Below are 17,187 nucleotides of genomic sequence, written 5' to 3' on the forward strand. Positions count from 1 at the left end.
CCTATGAATCAAAATTTAATATGCCTGTTTGCAGTAGCTTTTTTTGGAATATTTTCAGCCACCGCACAGCAGGATTATCCAACAAACGCGGAGGTAGCACAACGACTGCAGCAAATGGCCTCTTCGGGAAATGCAAAATTAATTTCACTCACTAAAACAGAAGGCGGACAGGATATTTGGGCTCTTCGAATAGGGAAAGGTGATCTTGATAATAAACCAGCTATCGCTATTACAGGTGGCGTGGAAGGCTATCACGTTCTAAGTGTCGAACTAGCGCTACATGTTGCAAACCGATTGTTGAAAGATCATTCTGAACTGCTGGAAACCACCACCTTTTATGTTTTTCCAAATATGTCTCCGGATGCTTATTCGCAATATTTTAGCAACATCAAATATGAGCGCAGAGGGAATACAGTAAAAATCGATCACGATAGGGATGGGCGATTGAGCGAAGATGGATATGAGGATTTAAATAAGGATGGATTTATATCAAAGTTTCGGGTAGAAAGTCCTTTAGGGGACTATGTTCCTCACGAAAAGGATTCCCGGGTTTTAGTGAAAGCAGAAAATGAAGGTAAAAGTACTAACCGATATAGAATGTTTTCTGAAGGAATAGATAATGATAAAGATGAAAAATATAATGAAGATCCAGAAGAGGGGATCGCGTTTAATAAGAGCCTGACTTACAAATTCCCGGCATTTGAGCCTTATGCCGGAGATTATCCGGTTTCGCAAAAAGAAAGCAGGGCTTTGCTGGATTACCTCTTCGAGCGATGGAATATTTTTGCATTTGTAACTTTTAGTCCTGCCAATAACCTTTCAGCTCCTTTGAGTTTTAATAAAAGTGATGCAGAAAAAAGGATTGTGAGTTCTATGTTGGAAAAGGATGTAGAAATCAATAAAATGGTTTCAGAAATTTATAATGAAACTATCCCACACAAAGCCTACAATCAGGAAAATCAGGGTACGGGCGGAGATTATTTTCAATGGGCCTATTTCCATTTTGGAAGATTGAGTTTTAGCACACCGGGATGGTGGGTGCCAGAGGTTAAAGCGGAAATCAAAGATTCCACAATGGTCGAAGAAAATAAAGATATCAAAGAAGTAAAAGATACTCCGGAAACCAACTTTTTGTCCTGGGCACAAAAGGAAGATTTAAAAGATATATTTATCCCATGGCAAGAAGTTAATCACCCCGATTTCCCAAATCAAAAAGTTGAGGTTGGTGGAATTAAACCCTTTGTAATGATAAATCCTCCCTACCGCATGGTGGATAGCATTGCTGAAAATCATACGAATTTTATAGTGAAACTCGCTGAAATTCAGCCTAAACTGGAATTTCATAATTTAAAAACAGAAAAACTGAGTGGAGGTTTAACCAGAATCACAGTGGATCTATTTAACAATTCCCCGCTTCCAACACATTCAGAACTTGGAGTACGTTCCAGGTGGCTTCAAAAATTACAGGTTACCGTGAATAAAGAGAAAAAGGACCTACTTGCAGGGAATACTATCAAGCTACTGGATAAACTTGGAGCTTATGAAAAAGAGACCCTTTCCTGGATCGTTAAAGGTGGGGGAACAGCAAATATAAAAGTAGGAGCGCCGCATACGGGGTATGTAACTATTAATGTAAAACTTTAACTTTTGGCAAAAATGAATTTAAAAAACATAAAAAATACTGCGATTTTAGGGCTTTTCAGTCTGTTGCTGAATATTCCTACGGCACAGGCACAGGAGAAATTTTTTCGGGCTATTGGTACTCCACATGAGCCGGAAGTACAGGTAAGCTGGAACAGGTATTATACCTATGAAGGGATAGTGGATATTATGCAAAAAATTGCAAAAGCACATCCCGAACTTGCAAAACTTGAAAGTATCGGTAAATCTTTCCAGGGCAAAGATATCTACCTATTGACGATCTCTGATTTTAAGACAGGAGATCCTTCAAAAAAACCGGCTATGTATATTGACGGGAACATACATTCCAACGAAATACAAGGAGCTGAATTTTCCCTTTATACTGCCTGGTATCTTACCGAAATGTTTGATGATCTTGATTTTATCAAAGAACTGCTTCAGGATAAGACTTTTTATATCAACCCTACCATTAATCCAGATGCGAGGAATGAATATATGAACAACCCCAACACTCCACATTCTCCAAGATCAGGAATGATCGTTCTTGATAATGATGGCGACGGAGAAGCCGGGGAAGATGGGTTTAATGATTTAAATGAAGATAATCACATAACGATGATGATTCGGAAATCACCTACCGGTAGGTATATTAAAGATCAAATGGATGATAGAAAACTCATTAGGGTTGCTGCTGAAGAAAAGGGTGAATATGAAATGTTAGGGTATGAAGGGTTAGATACCGATGGGGACGGGGAAGTAAATGAGGACGGAATTGGCTACTACGATCCAAACCGCGACTGGGGATGGAAATGGCAGCCGGATTATGTACAGCGAGGAGCCTATAAATATCCTTTTAGTTTGCCAGAAAACCGTGCGGTAATGGAATTCGTAATGAAACACCCCAACATCGCAGGCGCGCAGAGTTATCATAATTATGGAGGAATGATCTTAAGAGGACCTGGAGCCGAGGAAGATAAGGATACCTATAACCAGGAAGACATAGAAATCTATGATGCTATTGCAAAAAAAGGGGAGGAAATGATCCCTGGATATAAATATCTGGTGGTTTACAAAGATCTTTATTCTGTTTTTGGAGGAGAATTGGACTGGTTTTATGGAAGCCGTGGTGTTTATACTTACACCAATGAATTGATGGTCTCTTACCTTTATTTCCATCAAAACGAAGGTCGGGGAAATCAAGACGAGGAAATGAAAGTAGACCGTTATTTAACCTTTGGGGATGCCTTTGTAGATTGGGGAGAATATGATCATCCACAATACGGAAAAATTGAAGTTGGCGGATTTAAAAAGAATTTTGGTCGTGCACATCCGGGATTTTTACTGGAGCAGGATGCACATAGAAATATGGCATTTACAATATATCATGCGTTTCACACGCCCAAAATAAGTATTACCGAAGTTGAAGAGGAAAACCTGGGTGGTGGTCTAAAGCAAATAACCGCCACAATTTATAATGAACGTTTGATGCCCACTCACAGTAGTCAGGATCTTAAATATAAGATTGAACGGCCGGATTATGTTACAATTTCTGGCGCTAATGTTGTAACCGGAATGCTTGTGAAAGATGCCGATTTCAATAAAGTTGAAGAGCAAAAAGTAAATCCTGAGAAAATGTTGGTAGAAAACATTCCGGGAATGAGTTCGGTAAAAGTTCGCTGGATCGTTTCAGGAGGAGGAAATTATAAAATTACCGTAGATTCTGCCAAGGGTGGAGTTGCTGAATGGACGAAATAAGCCTGTTTCAGGCTCTGATTTTGCGTTCCTTTAGCGATCATTCGGGATGCCTCAAATTTTAAAAATCGGTTTTCAATCCTTCATTGAGGTCTAATTCCGCGAGACTTACCTTGAAAAATTATTTTTAGAAATCGTGTTTCGTGGACCTGCTCGTACAGTTCGGGCGGGCCTGCCCGTAACTTTTGGGGCGGGCTTGCAGCGGTTCTTGATCATTGAGTACAAAGCCAACTTTCACTTTAGAGGAAGTTGGCTTTTTTATGAAGTATGTCTAAGGACGAATTATTCAGATTTTCGATGAATTATCTGGGAGTTAAATTCAACTTGATCTGTTGGAATTTAATAGCTTCGTGTTAAGGTCGATTCAGTCTTATCTTTAGGATTCTAAAGATATTTCACAGAATTAATTCATAACAATGAAATGGCGCAGCACTTTGTTTAGGAAAGTAAATATCTTCCAATTTTTGATAACCTCTGGCTTCATAGAAATTTTGATTTCTTTTATTGAGACTGAAGGTGTCCAATCTAATTGATTTATAACCCAAGTTTCTCGCAAATTCTTCAGCAAAATCCATCAATTTTTGCCCGAAACCTTTTCCCCAGCTATCTGGATGTATTGCAAGCCTGTGGATGTAAAGATTTTTTTGTGAAGGCGTTAACCATGAAACATTAATATATTCTTCATCCATAATTTCTGAAAGCACAATGATTCCTATGATCTGGTCATTTTCTTCTAAGACATATAATTCCTTTTGATCTATATCTTGCTGAAGCTTTTCTAAAGAAGGGTAATGTTCATTCCACTGAAAGATACCTAATTGTTGCATTCCAACAGCACAGGCCTCAGTAAGCTTTTTTGCTTTCAAAAGATCTTCTTGATAAGCTTGACGAATTTTCATATTTTCTCTACTAAAGGGCTAAAATAAAAAACCATCCAAAAATGGATGGTTTTGTGTGGAGAATATCGGAGTCGAACCGATGACCTTTTGGCTGCCAGCCAAACGCTCTAGCCAACTGAGCTAATCCCCCAAATTTCGATTTCAAAGTTAAACATTTATTTATAGGAGCGAAATTTATTTTGAGTTCCAAGAGACGATTATTTTCCCCAGTTTGGCTATACTCTTTTGGCAATAAATTTTAAGGTTGCATCCAGTACATAACGAAAATCTGAAGGAAGTTCATTGCTTTCCCAAGGATGTGATACAGCATATACGTGATCTGCTCCTTCTACCAAGAGAAGCTCTGAATCTGGACTCCAATCGAATAATTTTCCAGAATCACTCAAAGGCACAGAAGTGTCTTTACTTCCATGAACCACCAAATGCGGAATCTTTAATGCTTTTGCAGCTCTAGAAATTGTTAACCGCTCTTTGTTTTCTTTGAAATTGGTATAAAATTGAAAATGATGAGGTAACTGCTGTTTGGTTCTGGTATTCACAATATAGTTTACACCTTTCTTTTCCCATTTTTTTAAAACATCTCCGGAAGGAAACCTAGAAGCAAAGTCAGATACCGAAGAAAAAGTAACCAATCTTGTGATCCTTTTTTCTTCTGCCGCTTTTATAATGCTTATTCCTCCACCTCTGGAGTGACCTATTACTGTAATATCAGAAGTGTTTAAATCCTTGTGATACTTATTGTTAGATAAAAATAACCAATCTATAACCGATTGTAGATCGTCTAATTCCTTTATGTAGTTATTGTCTCCAAATGCTTCAATATCTAAAAATTCTGTCAGATTTTCTGGAGTTGTGCCATTATGAGAGAAATTGAATTTCAGGAAAAAATTACCTTTTTCGGCAAATTCTTCAGCCATCAAGTCCCATGCGCCCCAATCTTTGAAACCTTTATATCCATGACAAAAGATCACTATTGGTTTCGGTTTGTTGTTTTCAGAATAAACCAGATCTGTTAAAATAGGTTTATCATGTTTTCCTGTAATTTGAATATTGTTCTTTTTAATAAGCTCCATAAGCGGGTTTTATTTCTTTTTCTATAAATGGGATTTCCGGGTTGCAAATCTCCAAAATCAAACTTGACAATTGCACCTGAAAATCATTTAGAATTTCTTCTGTAATGTTCGCATTTTTTATTGATTTTCCACCTTGTTTTTCTTTTAAACTGAATTTTAAAAATCCTTCTTTCAAATTTTTAAAGGAAATTACTCCGGCTTCTACTTCTCCATTATTATGTGTATTGTTTAGGAGCATAGTAGCATAGGTTAAAACCTGAAAGGGTTTGGAATACTTATCATAATCTGAGGTGAGTAAATCCCAATCTGTTATTTCTAACTGATTTTGCATCACCTTGCCCGTTTTATAATCTACTATTCTTAAAACTCCATCTAAAAGATCTACACGATCCACTTTTCCTCTAATACTAACAGGAAAATCAAGTTCTGGAATGGAAAGTACTGAGGTGAGATTAGATTCCACTTCTTTAATAATGATATTTCTTCCTGCTTCCAATTCCTTGATTTCCATATTCAGGAAATTTATAACATATCGCTTTGCAACCTCAAAGATCAAGAGGTTTTTTCCTAAGCTTAAAGGTGCTTTACTGTAGGTCTTTTCAAATTGAATCTTAACTTCTTTTGCAGTTCCTTTTTTGAGTTCTTTCAGTTTTTCTATAGTAAGCGGTTTCCCTATAAAAGGTTTATAAAACACTTCTAAAGTATCATGCACTACCGTACCTAATGTGTTGTAAGCAACGGTTTCTTCAACCTCCTCTATATCTCTAATGCCTAGGATGTATTGCTTATAAAAGTCTAAAGGATTTCTTATATAAGTTGTGAGTGCTGAAGGTGAAAATCCGCGACCTGCTAATAGCTTTAATTTCTCCAGAACTTCAGGCGTCTTACCAATCTGCTGAAGCTCATTTTTAATTACTGGAACTTCGGGAGAAATTATGGAAGAGGTTATTATATGGGCAGGTTGCTTTTCATGGAGCAACTGCAATAAGAATCTGCTTTTTTCACTTCCCATCTGGCTTTCTGTATCTGTATCATGGAGCAAATAAATTTTCTTGGCTCTATGAAGTAAATGATAAAAGTGATAGGTGTAAATGGCATCTTTCTCTTTGTAGGTAGGAAGATTGAAGGTTTTTTTAAGGTCGTAAGGAATAAAAGAATTATTGCTCTTTCCTGCGGGTAGAATTCCTTCGTTTACAGAGGTAAGAATAACTGTTTCAAAATCTAGCCCACGTGTTTCTAACATTCCCATAAGTTGTAAACCCTGAAAAGGCTTTCCTTGAAAATCTAATGATTGCTGACTACTAAGTTCCCGGAAGTACTGAAGCAGCGAAACCAAAGATGTGAAATGTGGAAATTCATTTATTAACTCAGCTAGTCTTTCAACTACTAGATGGTAATGATATAAAAACTCAAGAGATAAGCTGTCTTCATCTTTGTTTAATAGCTTTTTAAAATGCCTAATAATAACTCCGAAGCTTCGTAAAACTTGTTCTGGGGTAAGCTTTATATCTGTGAAACAGGCCGAAATTAATTCCTGTTGTTCTTCTGAAAAAAAGCTTTCTATTTGCTGCTTGCTTAGATAAAGCAAATTTTCAGTTTTAATTTTGTTTATTACCTCCTCCGATCTAAAATTAGTCGCCTTGATAATAAGCGGAGAACTCAAAACGGCAACCACATCTTTATAATAGATCTGATTATTTTCTATTTGATATATTTCGAATAATTTTTCAAAGAAACTTGAGAACACACTGTATTTTAAGGGATATCCCATTGTAATGTTCAGTGCTTCAATATTATTAGGAATAGAATTTAGCATTGGTAACAAAAGCGATTCGTCGCCTAATACCAATGCGGTTGAATTAAGTTGATCCTTAGTTAATTCTGAAAGAGTTTCTGCTACGAACTTAACCTGTCCAATGTTTTTTGGAACTCCAATAATTTCAATCTCCTTTTCAGAATTATAGGTGTCCGAAGCAAACTCAAATTTGTTGGTTTTATAATAAGGCCAGTTCTCTAGGTATTGTCTTATAAACAAAGAAGCATCGTGATTATCGTCTTTCAAAAAAACTTCATCTATGTCCCAAAAGATCCTTGCTTCATTTGCTAACATAGATTGAATAATGTGCTGCTCTGCATTGTTTAAGGCATTAAACCCCAAAAACACATAATTCGCGGCATTTAACTTAGCGAATACGTCAATCTTCTCTGCCGCATTTCTATAAATTAAACCTTGATATCCTTCAGATTTACTTAATAAATTCTCTTTGAGTAAATTGTAATATTCAGGCAGTTTTTTCCAGAAGACCAGATAGTTCTTAACTATGTCTGTTTGATCTTCACCTAAAGACCAGTGATTGGTATCCTGAATTTCAAAGAGATAATTAAAAATTTGCTTTGGGTCTATCAAATATCTATCTATTTCGTTGAAGTCATGAATTAGGGTTTGAGCCCAATTGCCAAAACTTTCGAAATCTTCTAACTTCTCTTTTGGAGTAAGCTCTTTATAGACCGCATATAATTCGAAAAGGGAGTGTACAGTATCTATAGTTTTTAGTTCAGATACTTTTTCTGAAAACTCTTCAATACTAATTACTTCTGGAGAAAAGATAGGTTTATCTACCAAGTTTGCAAGTTCTTTTCTAAGAAAGGCACCAGCACGTTTACTGGGAAGCACAAAGATTAATTCAGAAATATCCTGTTCCTGTGAAAGGAGTTGTTTAAGGATTTGGGAGATAAAAGATGTCATAGGTAAAAATAGAAAATGCCCCGAAGAATCGGGGCATTTTTTAAAAAACTTTAAAGTTTTCTACTACATTTTATCAATAGAAACTTACATTTCTTTGTTTCTCATTTCTTTGTCTTTATCTAAAGAAATTTCAACACGTCTGTTATCTTGTCTTCCAGCTGCAGTATTGTTAGTTGCAATTGGTCTTGCTTCACCGTAACCTTCAGAAGTTAATCTGTTAGCTGGGATTCCAGCAGAGATTAAAAATTCTCTTACAGAAGAAGCACGTTCTTTAGATAGTTTCAAGTTATACTCGTCACCACCTTGAGAATCTGTATGACCTCCAATGTGGAAAACAGTGTTTGGATATTCTTCCATGATATCTGCAATAGATTTTAAAGCAGCACCAGAATCTGGACGTATAGAAGCTTTAGCCAAATCAAACAATACAGTTTTAGAATATTCGTTCAATTCTGCAATAACAACTACAGTTGGTTCTGGACATCCATTATTAGCTACAGTTCCTGCAACTTCTGGACACTCATCATCCTTATCTAAAACACCATCGCCATCTTTATCTTCGAAAGGACAACCGTTGTTTTCTTTAGGACCAGCTTCGTTAGGACATTCGTCTTCACTATCTTTTACACCATCACCATCAGCATCAGGACATCCATTCATTGCAGCAATTCCTGCAACAGTAGGACATTCATCTTTAGGATCAGCGATTCCGTCACCGTCAGTATCAGGACATCCGTCAAACTCAGCTAAACCAGCTTCGTTAGGACAAGCATCTTTACGATCTTCGATTCCATCACCGTCAGTATCAGGACATCCGTTGAATTCTGCTAAACCAGCAGTCTCAGGACATTCATCATCTTTGTCATAAATTCCATCACCATCAGTATCTTTTCCTCCGAAGATTACTTTAATACCAGCAGCATGTTGGAAATGTGAATCTGCTTCATCTTTAAAAGCATGTTTGTAAGTAGATTGTACGTTTAAAGCGATATTATCTGAGAACCAGATATTAAAACCAGCCTTACCATTTAAAGTTCCGGCACCTTCAGAATCTAACCAGTTGTAACCACCACCAACTCCAAGTTGTGGGTCAAACCATCCGTCGTTCAATAAAGCTCTAAGACTATAGTTAGCCATACCATCAACAGCGTAGTAAGATAAATCGTCCACACTTTGATCTCCGAAAGTATCTATTTGGTTAACAGAACCTGCAACCTCAACTACGAATCCACCACCTACGTATCTGGAAACAGAAAGTCTAGAAACAGAAGGAAGGATATTCCATTTTTCAGTTTCGAAGAATTTGTCTCCAAATTCTCCTCCAGCTACGCCGTTACCGACCATACCTGGGGTGTCGTCACCAGTACCACCATAATTAACCGCATTTACGCCAATACCAATGGCCCATGGGTTGTTTGCGTCTTGTGCTTGCATTGAAGAGAAGCCCAAAACGAACATTGAAGCTAATAAAAATCTGCTAAGATGTTTCATATTTGTTGATTTAGTTTTAAGTGTTAATTGAAGCAAAAGTATGTGCTAATTCGATATTAACAAAGACAAAAATAATAAAGTTTTCTTAATTGACCTCTATATATACTGTATTTATAGGGTTTTTCTCTGTTTTAAACTATAAAATCAGCGTATATCATCTAATTTTTAGGCTATAAAATTAACAATATAAGGCTTAAAAAATTAGATTAAATCAATGTTTTTAACAATTAAGTGATTGGGTTAGTCCTTTATATTACTTTTAATTCTTTTCCCACTTTTGTGAAAGCAGCAATGGCTTTGTCTAAATGTTCTCTTTCATGCGCAGCAGAAAGTTGAACTCGAATTCTTGCTTTATCTTTAGGGACTACTGGGAAAAAGAAGCCAATTACATAAATTCCTTCTTCTAGTAATTTATCTGCCATATCCTGAGATAATTTTGCATCGTATAACATTACTGGTACAATTGCAGAATCCCCATCTATAACATCAAAACCTGCAGCCTTCATTTTTTCTTTGAAGTACTTAGTATTATCCTCTAATTTATCTCTTAAACTTGTATCGTTTTTAAGCATATCGAAAACCTTTATAGAGGCACCAACTATAGAAGGTGCTAAGGAATTCGAAAACAGATATGGTCTGGAACGTTGTCTCAAAAGGTCTATAATCTCTTTTTTACCAGTTGTATAACCTCCCATTGCACCTCCAAGGGCCTTACCAAAGGTTCCCGTAATAATATCTATTCTACCTAAAACACCTTTTTCTTCCATGGTTCCAATACCTGTCTTCCCAATAAATCCTGTTGCATGACACTCATCTACCATCACCATGGCATCATATTTATCGGCTAGATCACATATTTTATCTAAAGGAGCAACTAAACCATCCATGGAGAAAACACCATCGGTCACGATCAATTTAAATCTAGTACCTTTTTCATTAGCGGCTTGGAGTTGTTTCTCCAGATCTTCCATATTGCCATTCGCATAACGATATCTTGCAGCTTTACAAAGACGAACTCCATCAATAATAGAAGCATGATTTAAAGAATCTGATATAATTGCATCTTCTGCAGATAATAAAGGCTCAAAGATCCCACCATTGGCATCAAAACACGCAGCATACAAAATAGTGTCTTCCGTCCCGTAGAAATCGGCTACTTTCTGTTCCAGCTCTTTATGGATATCTTGAGTTCCACAAATAAAACGAACGCTTGACATTCCAAATCCATGAGAATCCATAGTGTCTTTAGCTGCTTGGATTACATCTGGATGAGAAGACAGTCCTAAATAGTTGTTAGAACAAAAGTTAAGAACCTCTTGGCCTGTACTTATTTTTATAGCAGCTCCCTGGGGAGAATTAATTATGCGTTCTTTTTTATAAAGCCCGTTTTCTTTTATCTCTTTTATTTCAGCTTCTAAATGCTCTTTTATTGATCCGTACATAATTTTAATTTTATTCAAAAATAAACATCTTTTAAACAAATGTGAGCTTCACTTCTGTATTAATATATATCAGTATTTTTTTAAGGCAAGTATATCCCATTTCGGATAAGATGTTTTCATATTGTTCCATTTGAAGCTGATGCGACTTTTGGAAAGCTCCTGTTTTGTAATCTATAATAGTAACAAAGTTGTCATTTATGTTCAATCTATCAGGACGCAAAACCTCCCCATTAGGGCTTAAAATATTCTTTTCTTTAACTACTAAAGCATCCGAAGTATAATATTCTGATAGTTCTGGATGAAGAATAACTTCTGAAATTAATTTCTCCAATTCCTGAAGTTCGCTTTCAGATAAATTTTCATCCTGAGTAAATTTTTTGATCGCTGAAGACATATCCTCTAAAGTATCTATTTCTGAAAAGATATCATGATACAAATCCCCTTTTATAATCGCTTTTTCCTGAAGGGAATCCCATAGCAAACCAGATTTAGTCATTATTTGTACGGCATTATTTTGCGTTGATGATGAGAAAAAATGATTGTTTTTAAGGTTAGTAGGAGTTTCTGAAATTTTATAGTTTTCTATCCTTTTCAATCCAAACTCGAAAGTTTCCTGGTCATCATTCCATACACCCTTGTCTTTTAAATATCCAATGAGCAAACCAGATACTTTATTTTCATTTATCTCTCCTTTAGAGCTAATGTCTAAATTAGAAATTATATAAAGTTGTTGGGATGCTCTGGTAAATGCCACATATAGAATATTGATGCTGTCAAACTCTGTTTTATCCAAAAGCTCTTGATAAGCGTTCGCTTCTGTTTCTCCCCAATCCAACATTCCTTTTGAAGCTTTTAAATATCCAATAGGGATATCGTTTAAACCTTCAGGTAAAGGCAACCAGATAGATTCTCGCGAGATATCCTGTAATGCAGAATTGGCAAAAGGGTAGATCACTATTGGGAATTCTAGGCCTTTAGATTTATGAATGGTCATTATCTGGACCGCGTCATTAGACTTTGGGGCGAGGATGCTTAGTTTTTCTCTTTTTTGATTCCAGAGTTCTAAAAATTCTGATACACCAATGTTTTTATTATTTAAGGAATCAAAAACAAAATCTAAATAGAACTGGAGATAGGCGTCGGAATCTTTAATTAAAAAAAATGCTCTTATAATATATTCGGCAGCTTCATATATAGATAATATCTGAATTTTTTTAATGTCAAAATAAATATCATAATCTGTTAACCAATCAAAAAATTCCTGATGTTCCTTTTCTAAATTTTCAAGGATCAATCTATGCGCATCTTTAATCTCTAATTTCTGAACCAGATAATTAAGCAACTCCCATTTTATATTTTTATCGTGAGGATTTAATGAAGAAGTAAATAGATTATTTATAAAACGAACTTCTGGAGAATTAGACACCAACAGAGATTCTGACGAAACTATAGATACACCTTGCTCATTTAAATAGTTGGCGATGGCAAAACTTTCCTTTCTCGTCCTTGTTAAAATACAAATATCACTTCTGGAGACACCTTGCTTATCTAGATCTTTAATTATTTCTAAAGACTTTATAGGGTGCAATTCTAATTCTTCCTCCTTCTTCTTAGCTTCCAAAAAAGAAACATTCACATAGCCACCTACTTGCCTGATGGGTTCTTGAGCACTTCCCATAAAAAGAGTTTTATAGGTGTTGCTTTCAAACTTATTAGAAATATACTGGAAGAAGGAATTATTAAATTCTACTACTTCTTTAGCGCTTCTATAATTAGAAGGAAGATCTATTACTTGTTTTTCTACTTGGAATGGATTTTCAGCCATACAGAGATCAATGAACTGTTCTGCTTTCCCTCCTCTAAATCTATAAATTGACTGTTTTGCATCTCCAACCAAGGTTATATTTGCAGCTGGCTCAGTCTCAGATTGGATGGTATTAAGATTGTGATCTGCTAAAGGGATTATATTGGTCCACTGCATTTCTGAAGTGTCCTGAAACTCGTCTATAAAGTAATTCTTGTAGCGTTCTCCAAGTCGCTCATATATAAAAGGCACAGGTTGATTGTTTATCTCTTTGGCGATGGTAGGATTAAAATCGGAGATCAAAACAAGGGAGCGTTCTTTCTTGATCTTATCGATCTCATTGGAAATTTCACTTAACAGAGAAAGCGGAATGATACTTTTATCAATAGCTTTTAAATAGTCCCGTTTAAGAATAGCTCTTTTAGATCTATTAAAAAGTTCTGCAATTTCAGATTGATGTTGATCTAAAACAGCTTTCTTATCATCACTTAATCTTTGAGGGTAAAGAGGAGAATCTTCAAGTTTGTCTTGCCATTTAGCTCCAAATAATTTTATAAAATTCTGCTTTTTTATTTTTGTAAAATACTTAAACAAATAACCTCCATTAAAATCTTTTTCGCTGAGATCAAAATTCGTTACAAGCTCAAAAAAAGATTTAGCATATCCTGTGATATCTTCTTCAATTAAAATGATTCCCAATTTCATTTTTTCAGAAAAATCGGCGAAATCTTGAAGACTCTTCCCTTTTAGTTGTTGCACGTAATGCTGCTGACTTTCACGGATGAGTAATTTTGAGAAAGAGAATAGATCCCTACTAATATCCCAACTCTTGTCATCATCGGTTTTATCTAATGTAAACTTCAAGAGAACTTTAGTGAGTTCTTTTTCTTCTCCGGCCCTATTTATAACTCGGTCTACTGCCTCTTGCAGAATTAGATCTAAATTAAGTTCCACTTCAAAATTCACTGGAATTCCAAGATCCTTGGCAAAAGTCCTTATTATTTTATGCGTGAACCTATCTATCGTGGAAATATCGAAAGCAGCGTAATTATGAAGAATATTCTTCAGGATCCTTTTTGATCGTTGCTGGATTTCTTCCTTAGTCAAATTGGTCTCTTTCATTAGAAGTGTCAAAAGAGATTCGCTATTAGCGGGAGTTTCCTGCTTTGCTAAAGAACTTAATCCAACAATAAGCCTAGATTTCATTTCACCAACAGCTTTGTTGGTAAAAGTGATTGCGAGAATATTTTTATAAGCATCATCTCTACTGCTATTTAAAAGTAATACTAGATAATCTTTTACAAGCGTAAAAGTTTTGCCAGAGCCGGCAGAAGCGTTATAAATAGTAAAGGTGTTTGGATTGATCAACTAAATGAAGTTTTATGATAGTTAGCGAGTCTAAATTTAAAGGAATATGGTAATAAATCCTTCTAATTAAAACACAATCTTTAAGTATTTTATAACACAAAAACATTTAGATTAAATTCCTTAATGCTTAAATTTGAAACAATTGAATAAATATTAACTAAAAAACATATAATTATGGCTTTTGAATTACCAAAGTTGAACTATGCCTTTGATGCATTAGAACCACATATAGATGCCAAAACAATGGAGATTCATCATGATAAGCATCATGCGGGATATACAAGCAAGCTAAATGACGCTATTAAGGGAACAGATAATGAAGGCAAAACGATAGAGAATATCCTTGAGAACCTAGACATGAAGAATAAAGCTGTTAGAAATAACGGTGGTGGTTTTTATAACCATAGATTATTCTGGGAAGTTATGTCACCAGACGGAGGCGGTAAACCCGAAGGAGAACTTGCAAAAGCTATAGACGCTGCATTTGGTTCTTTTGATGCTTTTAAAGATGAGTTTTCTAAAGCCGGAGCTACACAATTTGGATCTGGATGGGCATGGTTATGTGTTCACAAAGGAGGAAAGGTAGAAGTTTGTTCTACTCCAAACCAAGATAACCCTTTAATGCCAGAAATAGGATGTGGTGGGATGCCAATCTTAGGGATGGATGTTTGGGAACATGCTTATTATTTAAAATATCAGAACAAACGTCCAGACTATATTAACGCATTTTTCAATGTGATTAACTGGAAAGAAGTTTCTGCAAGATATGCTCAGGAAAAAGAGAAATAGATCTTAATATATAAGAATTAAAAGGGCCGAGGAAACTCGGCTTTTTTTTGTTCACTATTGCGCATAAAAAAAGGTGGATGAGATCCACCTTTTTTTGCCCCAAATCTACCATGAACTTAACCTACTTATGCTATGGCTTTGCTAATATATGTAATTAATACAGCCACACAAACACTTTTAGATGAACAACCCAGATATTAGTTAAACGGTAAATTATTCGCTAAAACATAAGAACTTAGTAAGCTCTTCCTTCATTTCCTTCATAAAAGTTTATAAATGCTCTATTTACTACACGATTTCCTCCAAAAGTAGGATAGTTTCCAGTAAAATACCAGTCTCCTAAATGGTCAGGACAGGCTTTATGAAGATTCTCTACAGTTTGATAAATGATCTTTACTTTAGTTTTTACTTCTGGTTCGCTTAGCAATTCTGCAATCTTATCAGAGATCTCTTGGTCTGTAAACGGTTCGTAAATTTCTTTTACAAAATTCTTCACATCCTTGTCTTCCAGATGCTCCTGTAATTTGCACTTATTATAAACCTCTTCTATAAGATCATATTTACCGGCATCTTTTAAAAGTTCAAGTGCTGCTCTAAAAGCCACTAAACCTTCAAGCCTCGCCATATCTATCCCATAACAATCTGGATATCTTATTTGTGGAGCAGATGAAACCACAACTAATTGCTTCGGATTTAATCTATCCATCATTTTAATGATACTCTTCTTGAGGGTTGTTCCCCTAACAATACTATCATCTATGATCACCAAATTGTCTTCGGGTTTTACCACTCCATAAGTAACATCGTAAACATGTGCTACCAGATCGTCCCTACTACTGTCTTCAGTAATAAACGTTCGAAGTTTCACATCTTTAATAGCAACCTTTTCAGTTCTTAGCTTGTGTGCCAAGATTTCTTTAAGCCTTTCATCTGTAAGAGTATCTTTTTCAGAAAGAATGGCTTCATTTTTTTGCTTGTTCAATTCATCCTGCGCTGCTTCCACCATTCCTAAGAAAGAGGTTTCTGCCGTGTTTGGAATAAAAGAGAAAACGGTGTTAATAGTGTCGTGATCTATAGAGTTTAATACCTCTGGCATTAAAAGACGACCAAGCATTTTACGCTCCTTATAAATTTCTGCATCACTACCTCTAGAAAAATAGATTCGCTCGAAGGAGCATGCTTTTCTCTCTAATGGCTCTAAAATTTGTTTAATGGATACTTCTCCATCCAGCTTAGTGATAATTGCATGCCCGGGTTCTAATTCTTTTACATCTTCAAACTTCACATTGAAAACTGTTTGAATTACAGGTCTTTCTGAAGCAACTACTACAATTTCATCATCTTGATAATAATATGCTGGTCTAATTCCTGAAGGATCTCTTAGCACAAATGAATCTCCATGGCCTAATAATCCGGCCATTGCATAGCCACCATCCCAGTCTTTTGCAGACTTCCGTAAGATCTTTGCAACATTAAGCCTATCTGCAATTAATGGAGATGCCTCTACTTTTGTATAGCCTTCTTTCTTTAATTTCTTATATAATTTACGAACTTCATCATCTAAAAAGTGCCCAATCTTCTCCAACACCGTTACAGTATCTGCACGTTCTTTAGGGTGTTGGCCAAGTTCTACCAGCTTATCAAAAAGCTTGGAGACATTGGTCATATTGAAATTCCCGGCGACAATAAGGTTACGGTGCATCCAGTTGTTCTGGCGAAGAAAAGGATGAACGCTCTCAATACTGTTCTTACCAAAAGTTCCGTAGCGTACGTGTCCTAGATAAAGTTCTCCTATGTATGGAATATTTTTTTTCTGAAGGGCTACATCATTAACATATTCAGGGTGCTCAATTAATTCTGTATTAATACGTTCGTTTATCTGTGCAAATATATCCTGAATAGGTTGAGAAGCATTAGATCGTAATCTACTAATGTACCTATCTCCAGGATCTGTATTCAATTTAATACTAGCAAAGCCCGCTCCGTCTTGTCCACGGTTATGCTGCTTCTCCATCATTAAATACATTTTGTTTACTCCGTAAAATGCACTCCCATATTTTTCTTTGTAGAATTCTAAGGGTTTCAATAGTCGGATCTGTGCAATCCCACACTCATGTTTTAATGCGTCACTCATAATAAATACCTTTCCTCAATAGGGTTGAAAAATAATTTTAGTCACAAA

Annotated in this window: 10 protein-coding genes and 1 tRNA gene; 3 read left to right on the plus strand and 8 right to left on the minus strand. The window is 35.7% G+C overall.

All coding sequences use genetic code 11. From position 1 onward, the window contains the following. Nucleotides 1–3 precede the first annotated feature (3 nt). A complete protein-coding gene (locus ES724_RS09750) occupies nucleotides 4–1,644 on the plus strand; it encodes a M14 family metallopeptidase (protein ID WP_146932517.1) in 1,641 nt (546 codons plus the stop codon). Nucleotides 1,645–1,656: 12 nt separating this feature from the next. Beyond that, complete coding sequence (locus ES724_RS09755; protein ID WP_146932519.1) at nucleotides 1,657–3,396, plus strand: M14 family metallopeptidase; 1,740 nt, start codon at nucleotides 1,657–1,659, stop codon at nucleotides 3,394–3,396. Between the two features lie 392 nt (nucleotides 3,397–3,788). On the opposite strand, the gene ES724_RS09760 is transcribed toward ES724_RS09755, so the two are convergent. The 7 genes from ES724_RS09760 to ES724_RS09790 all read right to left on the minus strand — a co-directional run bounded on the left by ES724_RS09760 (nucleotide 3,789) and on the right by ES724_RS09790 (nucleotide 14,216). Further along, a complete protein-coding gene (locus ES724_RS09760; RefSeq protein ID WP_146932521.1) occupies nucleotides 3,789–4,292 on the minus strand; it encodes a GNAT family N-acetyltransferase in 504 nt (167 codons plus the stop codon). 56 nt (nucleotides 4,293–4,348) lie between these two features. Then, a tRNA-Ala gene (locus ES724_RS09765) sits at nucleotides 4,349–4,422 on the minus strand. Nucleotides 4,423–4,507: 85 nt separating this feature from the next. Further along, complete coding sequence (locus ES724_RS09770; RefSeq protein WP_146932522.1) at nucleotides 4,508–5,365, minus strand: alpha/beta hydrolase family protein; 858 nt, start codon at nucleotides 5,363–5,365, stop codon at nucleotides 4,508–4,510. Then, complete coding sequence (locus ES724_RS09775) at nucleotides 5,352–8,111, minus strand: PD-(D/E)XK nuclease family protein (RefSeq protein ID WP_146932523.1); 2,760 nt, start codon at nucleotides 8,109–8,111, stop codon at nucleotides 5,352–5,354. The genes ES724_RS09770 and ES724_RS09775 overlap by 14 nt, the downstream gene beginning before the upstream one ends. 84 nt (nucleotides 8,112–8,195) lie before the next feature. Beyond that, a complete protein-coding gene (locus ES724_RS09780) occupies nucleotides 8,196–9,602 on the minus strand; it encodes an OmpA family protein (protein ID WP_146932524.1) in 1,407 nt (468 codons plus the stop codon). A gap of 248 nt (nucleotides 9,603–9,850) precedes the next feature. Beyond that, complete coding sequence (gene kbl / locus ES724_RS09785; protein WP_146932525.1) at nucleotides 9,851–11,044, minus strand: glycine C-acetyltransferase; 1,194 nt, start codon at nucleotides 11,042–11,044, stop codon at nucleotides 9,851–9,853. A 31-nt stretch (nucleotides 11,045–11,075) separates the two neighbouring features. Beyond that, nucleotides 11,076–14,216, minus strand: a complete 3,141-nt coding sequence (locus ES724_RS09790) for a UvrD-helicase domain-containing protein (protein WP_146932527.1) — start codon at nucleotides 14,214–14,216, stop codon at nucleotides 11,076–11,078. 174 nt (nucleotides 14,217–14,390) lie between these two features. Here ES724_RS09790 and ES724_RS09795 point away from each other — a divergent pair, with 174 nt between their 5' ends. Then, nucleotides 14,391–15,005, plus strand: a complete 615-nt coding sequence (locus ES724_RS09795) for a superoxide dismutase (protein ID WP_146932529.1) — start codon at nucleotides 14,391–14,393, stop codon at nucleotides 15,003–15,005. A 235-nt stretch (nucleotides 15,006–15,240) separates the two neighbouring features. Here the strand turns inward: ES724_RS09795 and ES724_RS09800 are convergent, their stop codons facing one another. Next, a complete protein-coding gene (locus tag ES724_RS09800) occupies nucleotides 15,241–17,139 on the minus strand; it encodes an amidophosphoribosyltransferase (protein ID WP_146932531.1) in 1,899 nt (632 codons plus the stop codon). Between the last annotated feature and the right edge of the window lie 48 nt (nucleotides 17,140–17,187).

Source organism: Gillisia hiemivivida, from assembly GCF_007997295.1.
Lineage (GTDB): Bacteria > Bacteroidota > Bacteroidia > Flavobacteriales > Flavobacteriaceae > Gillisia > Gillisia hiemivivida.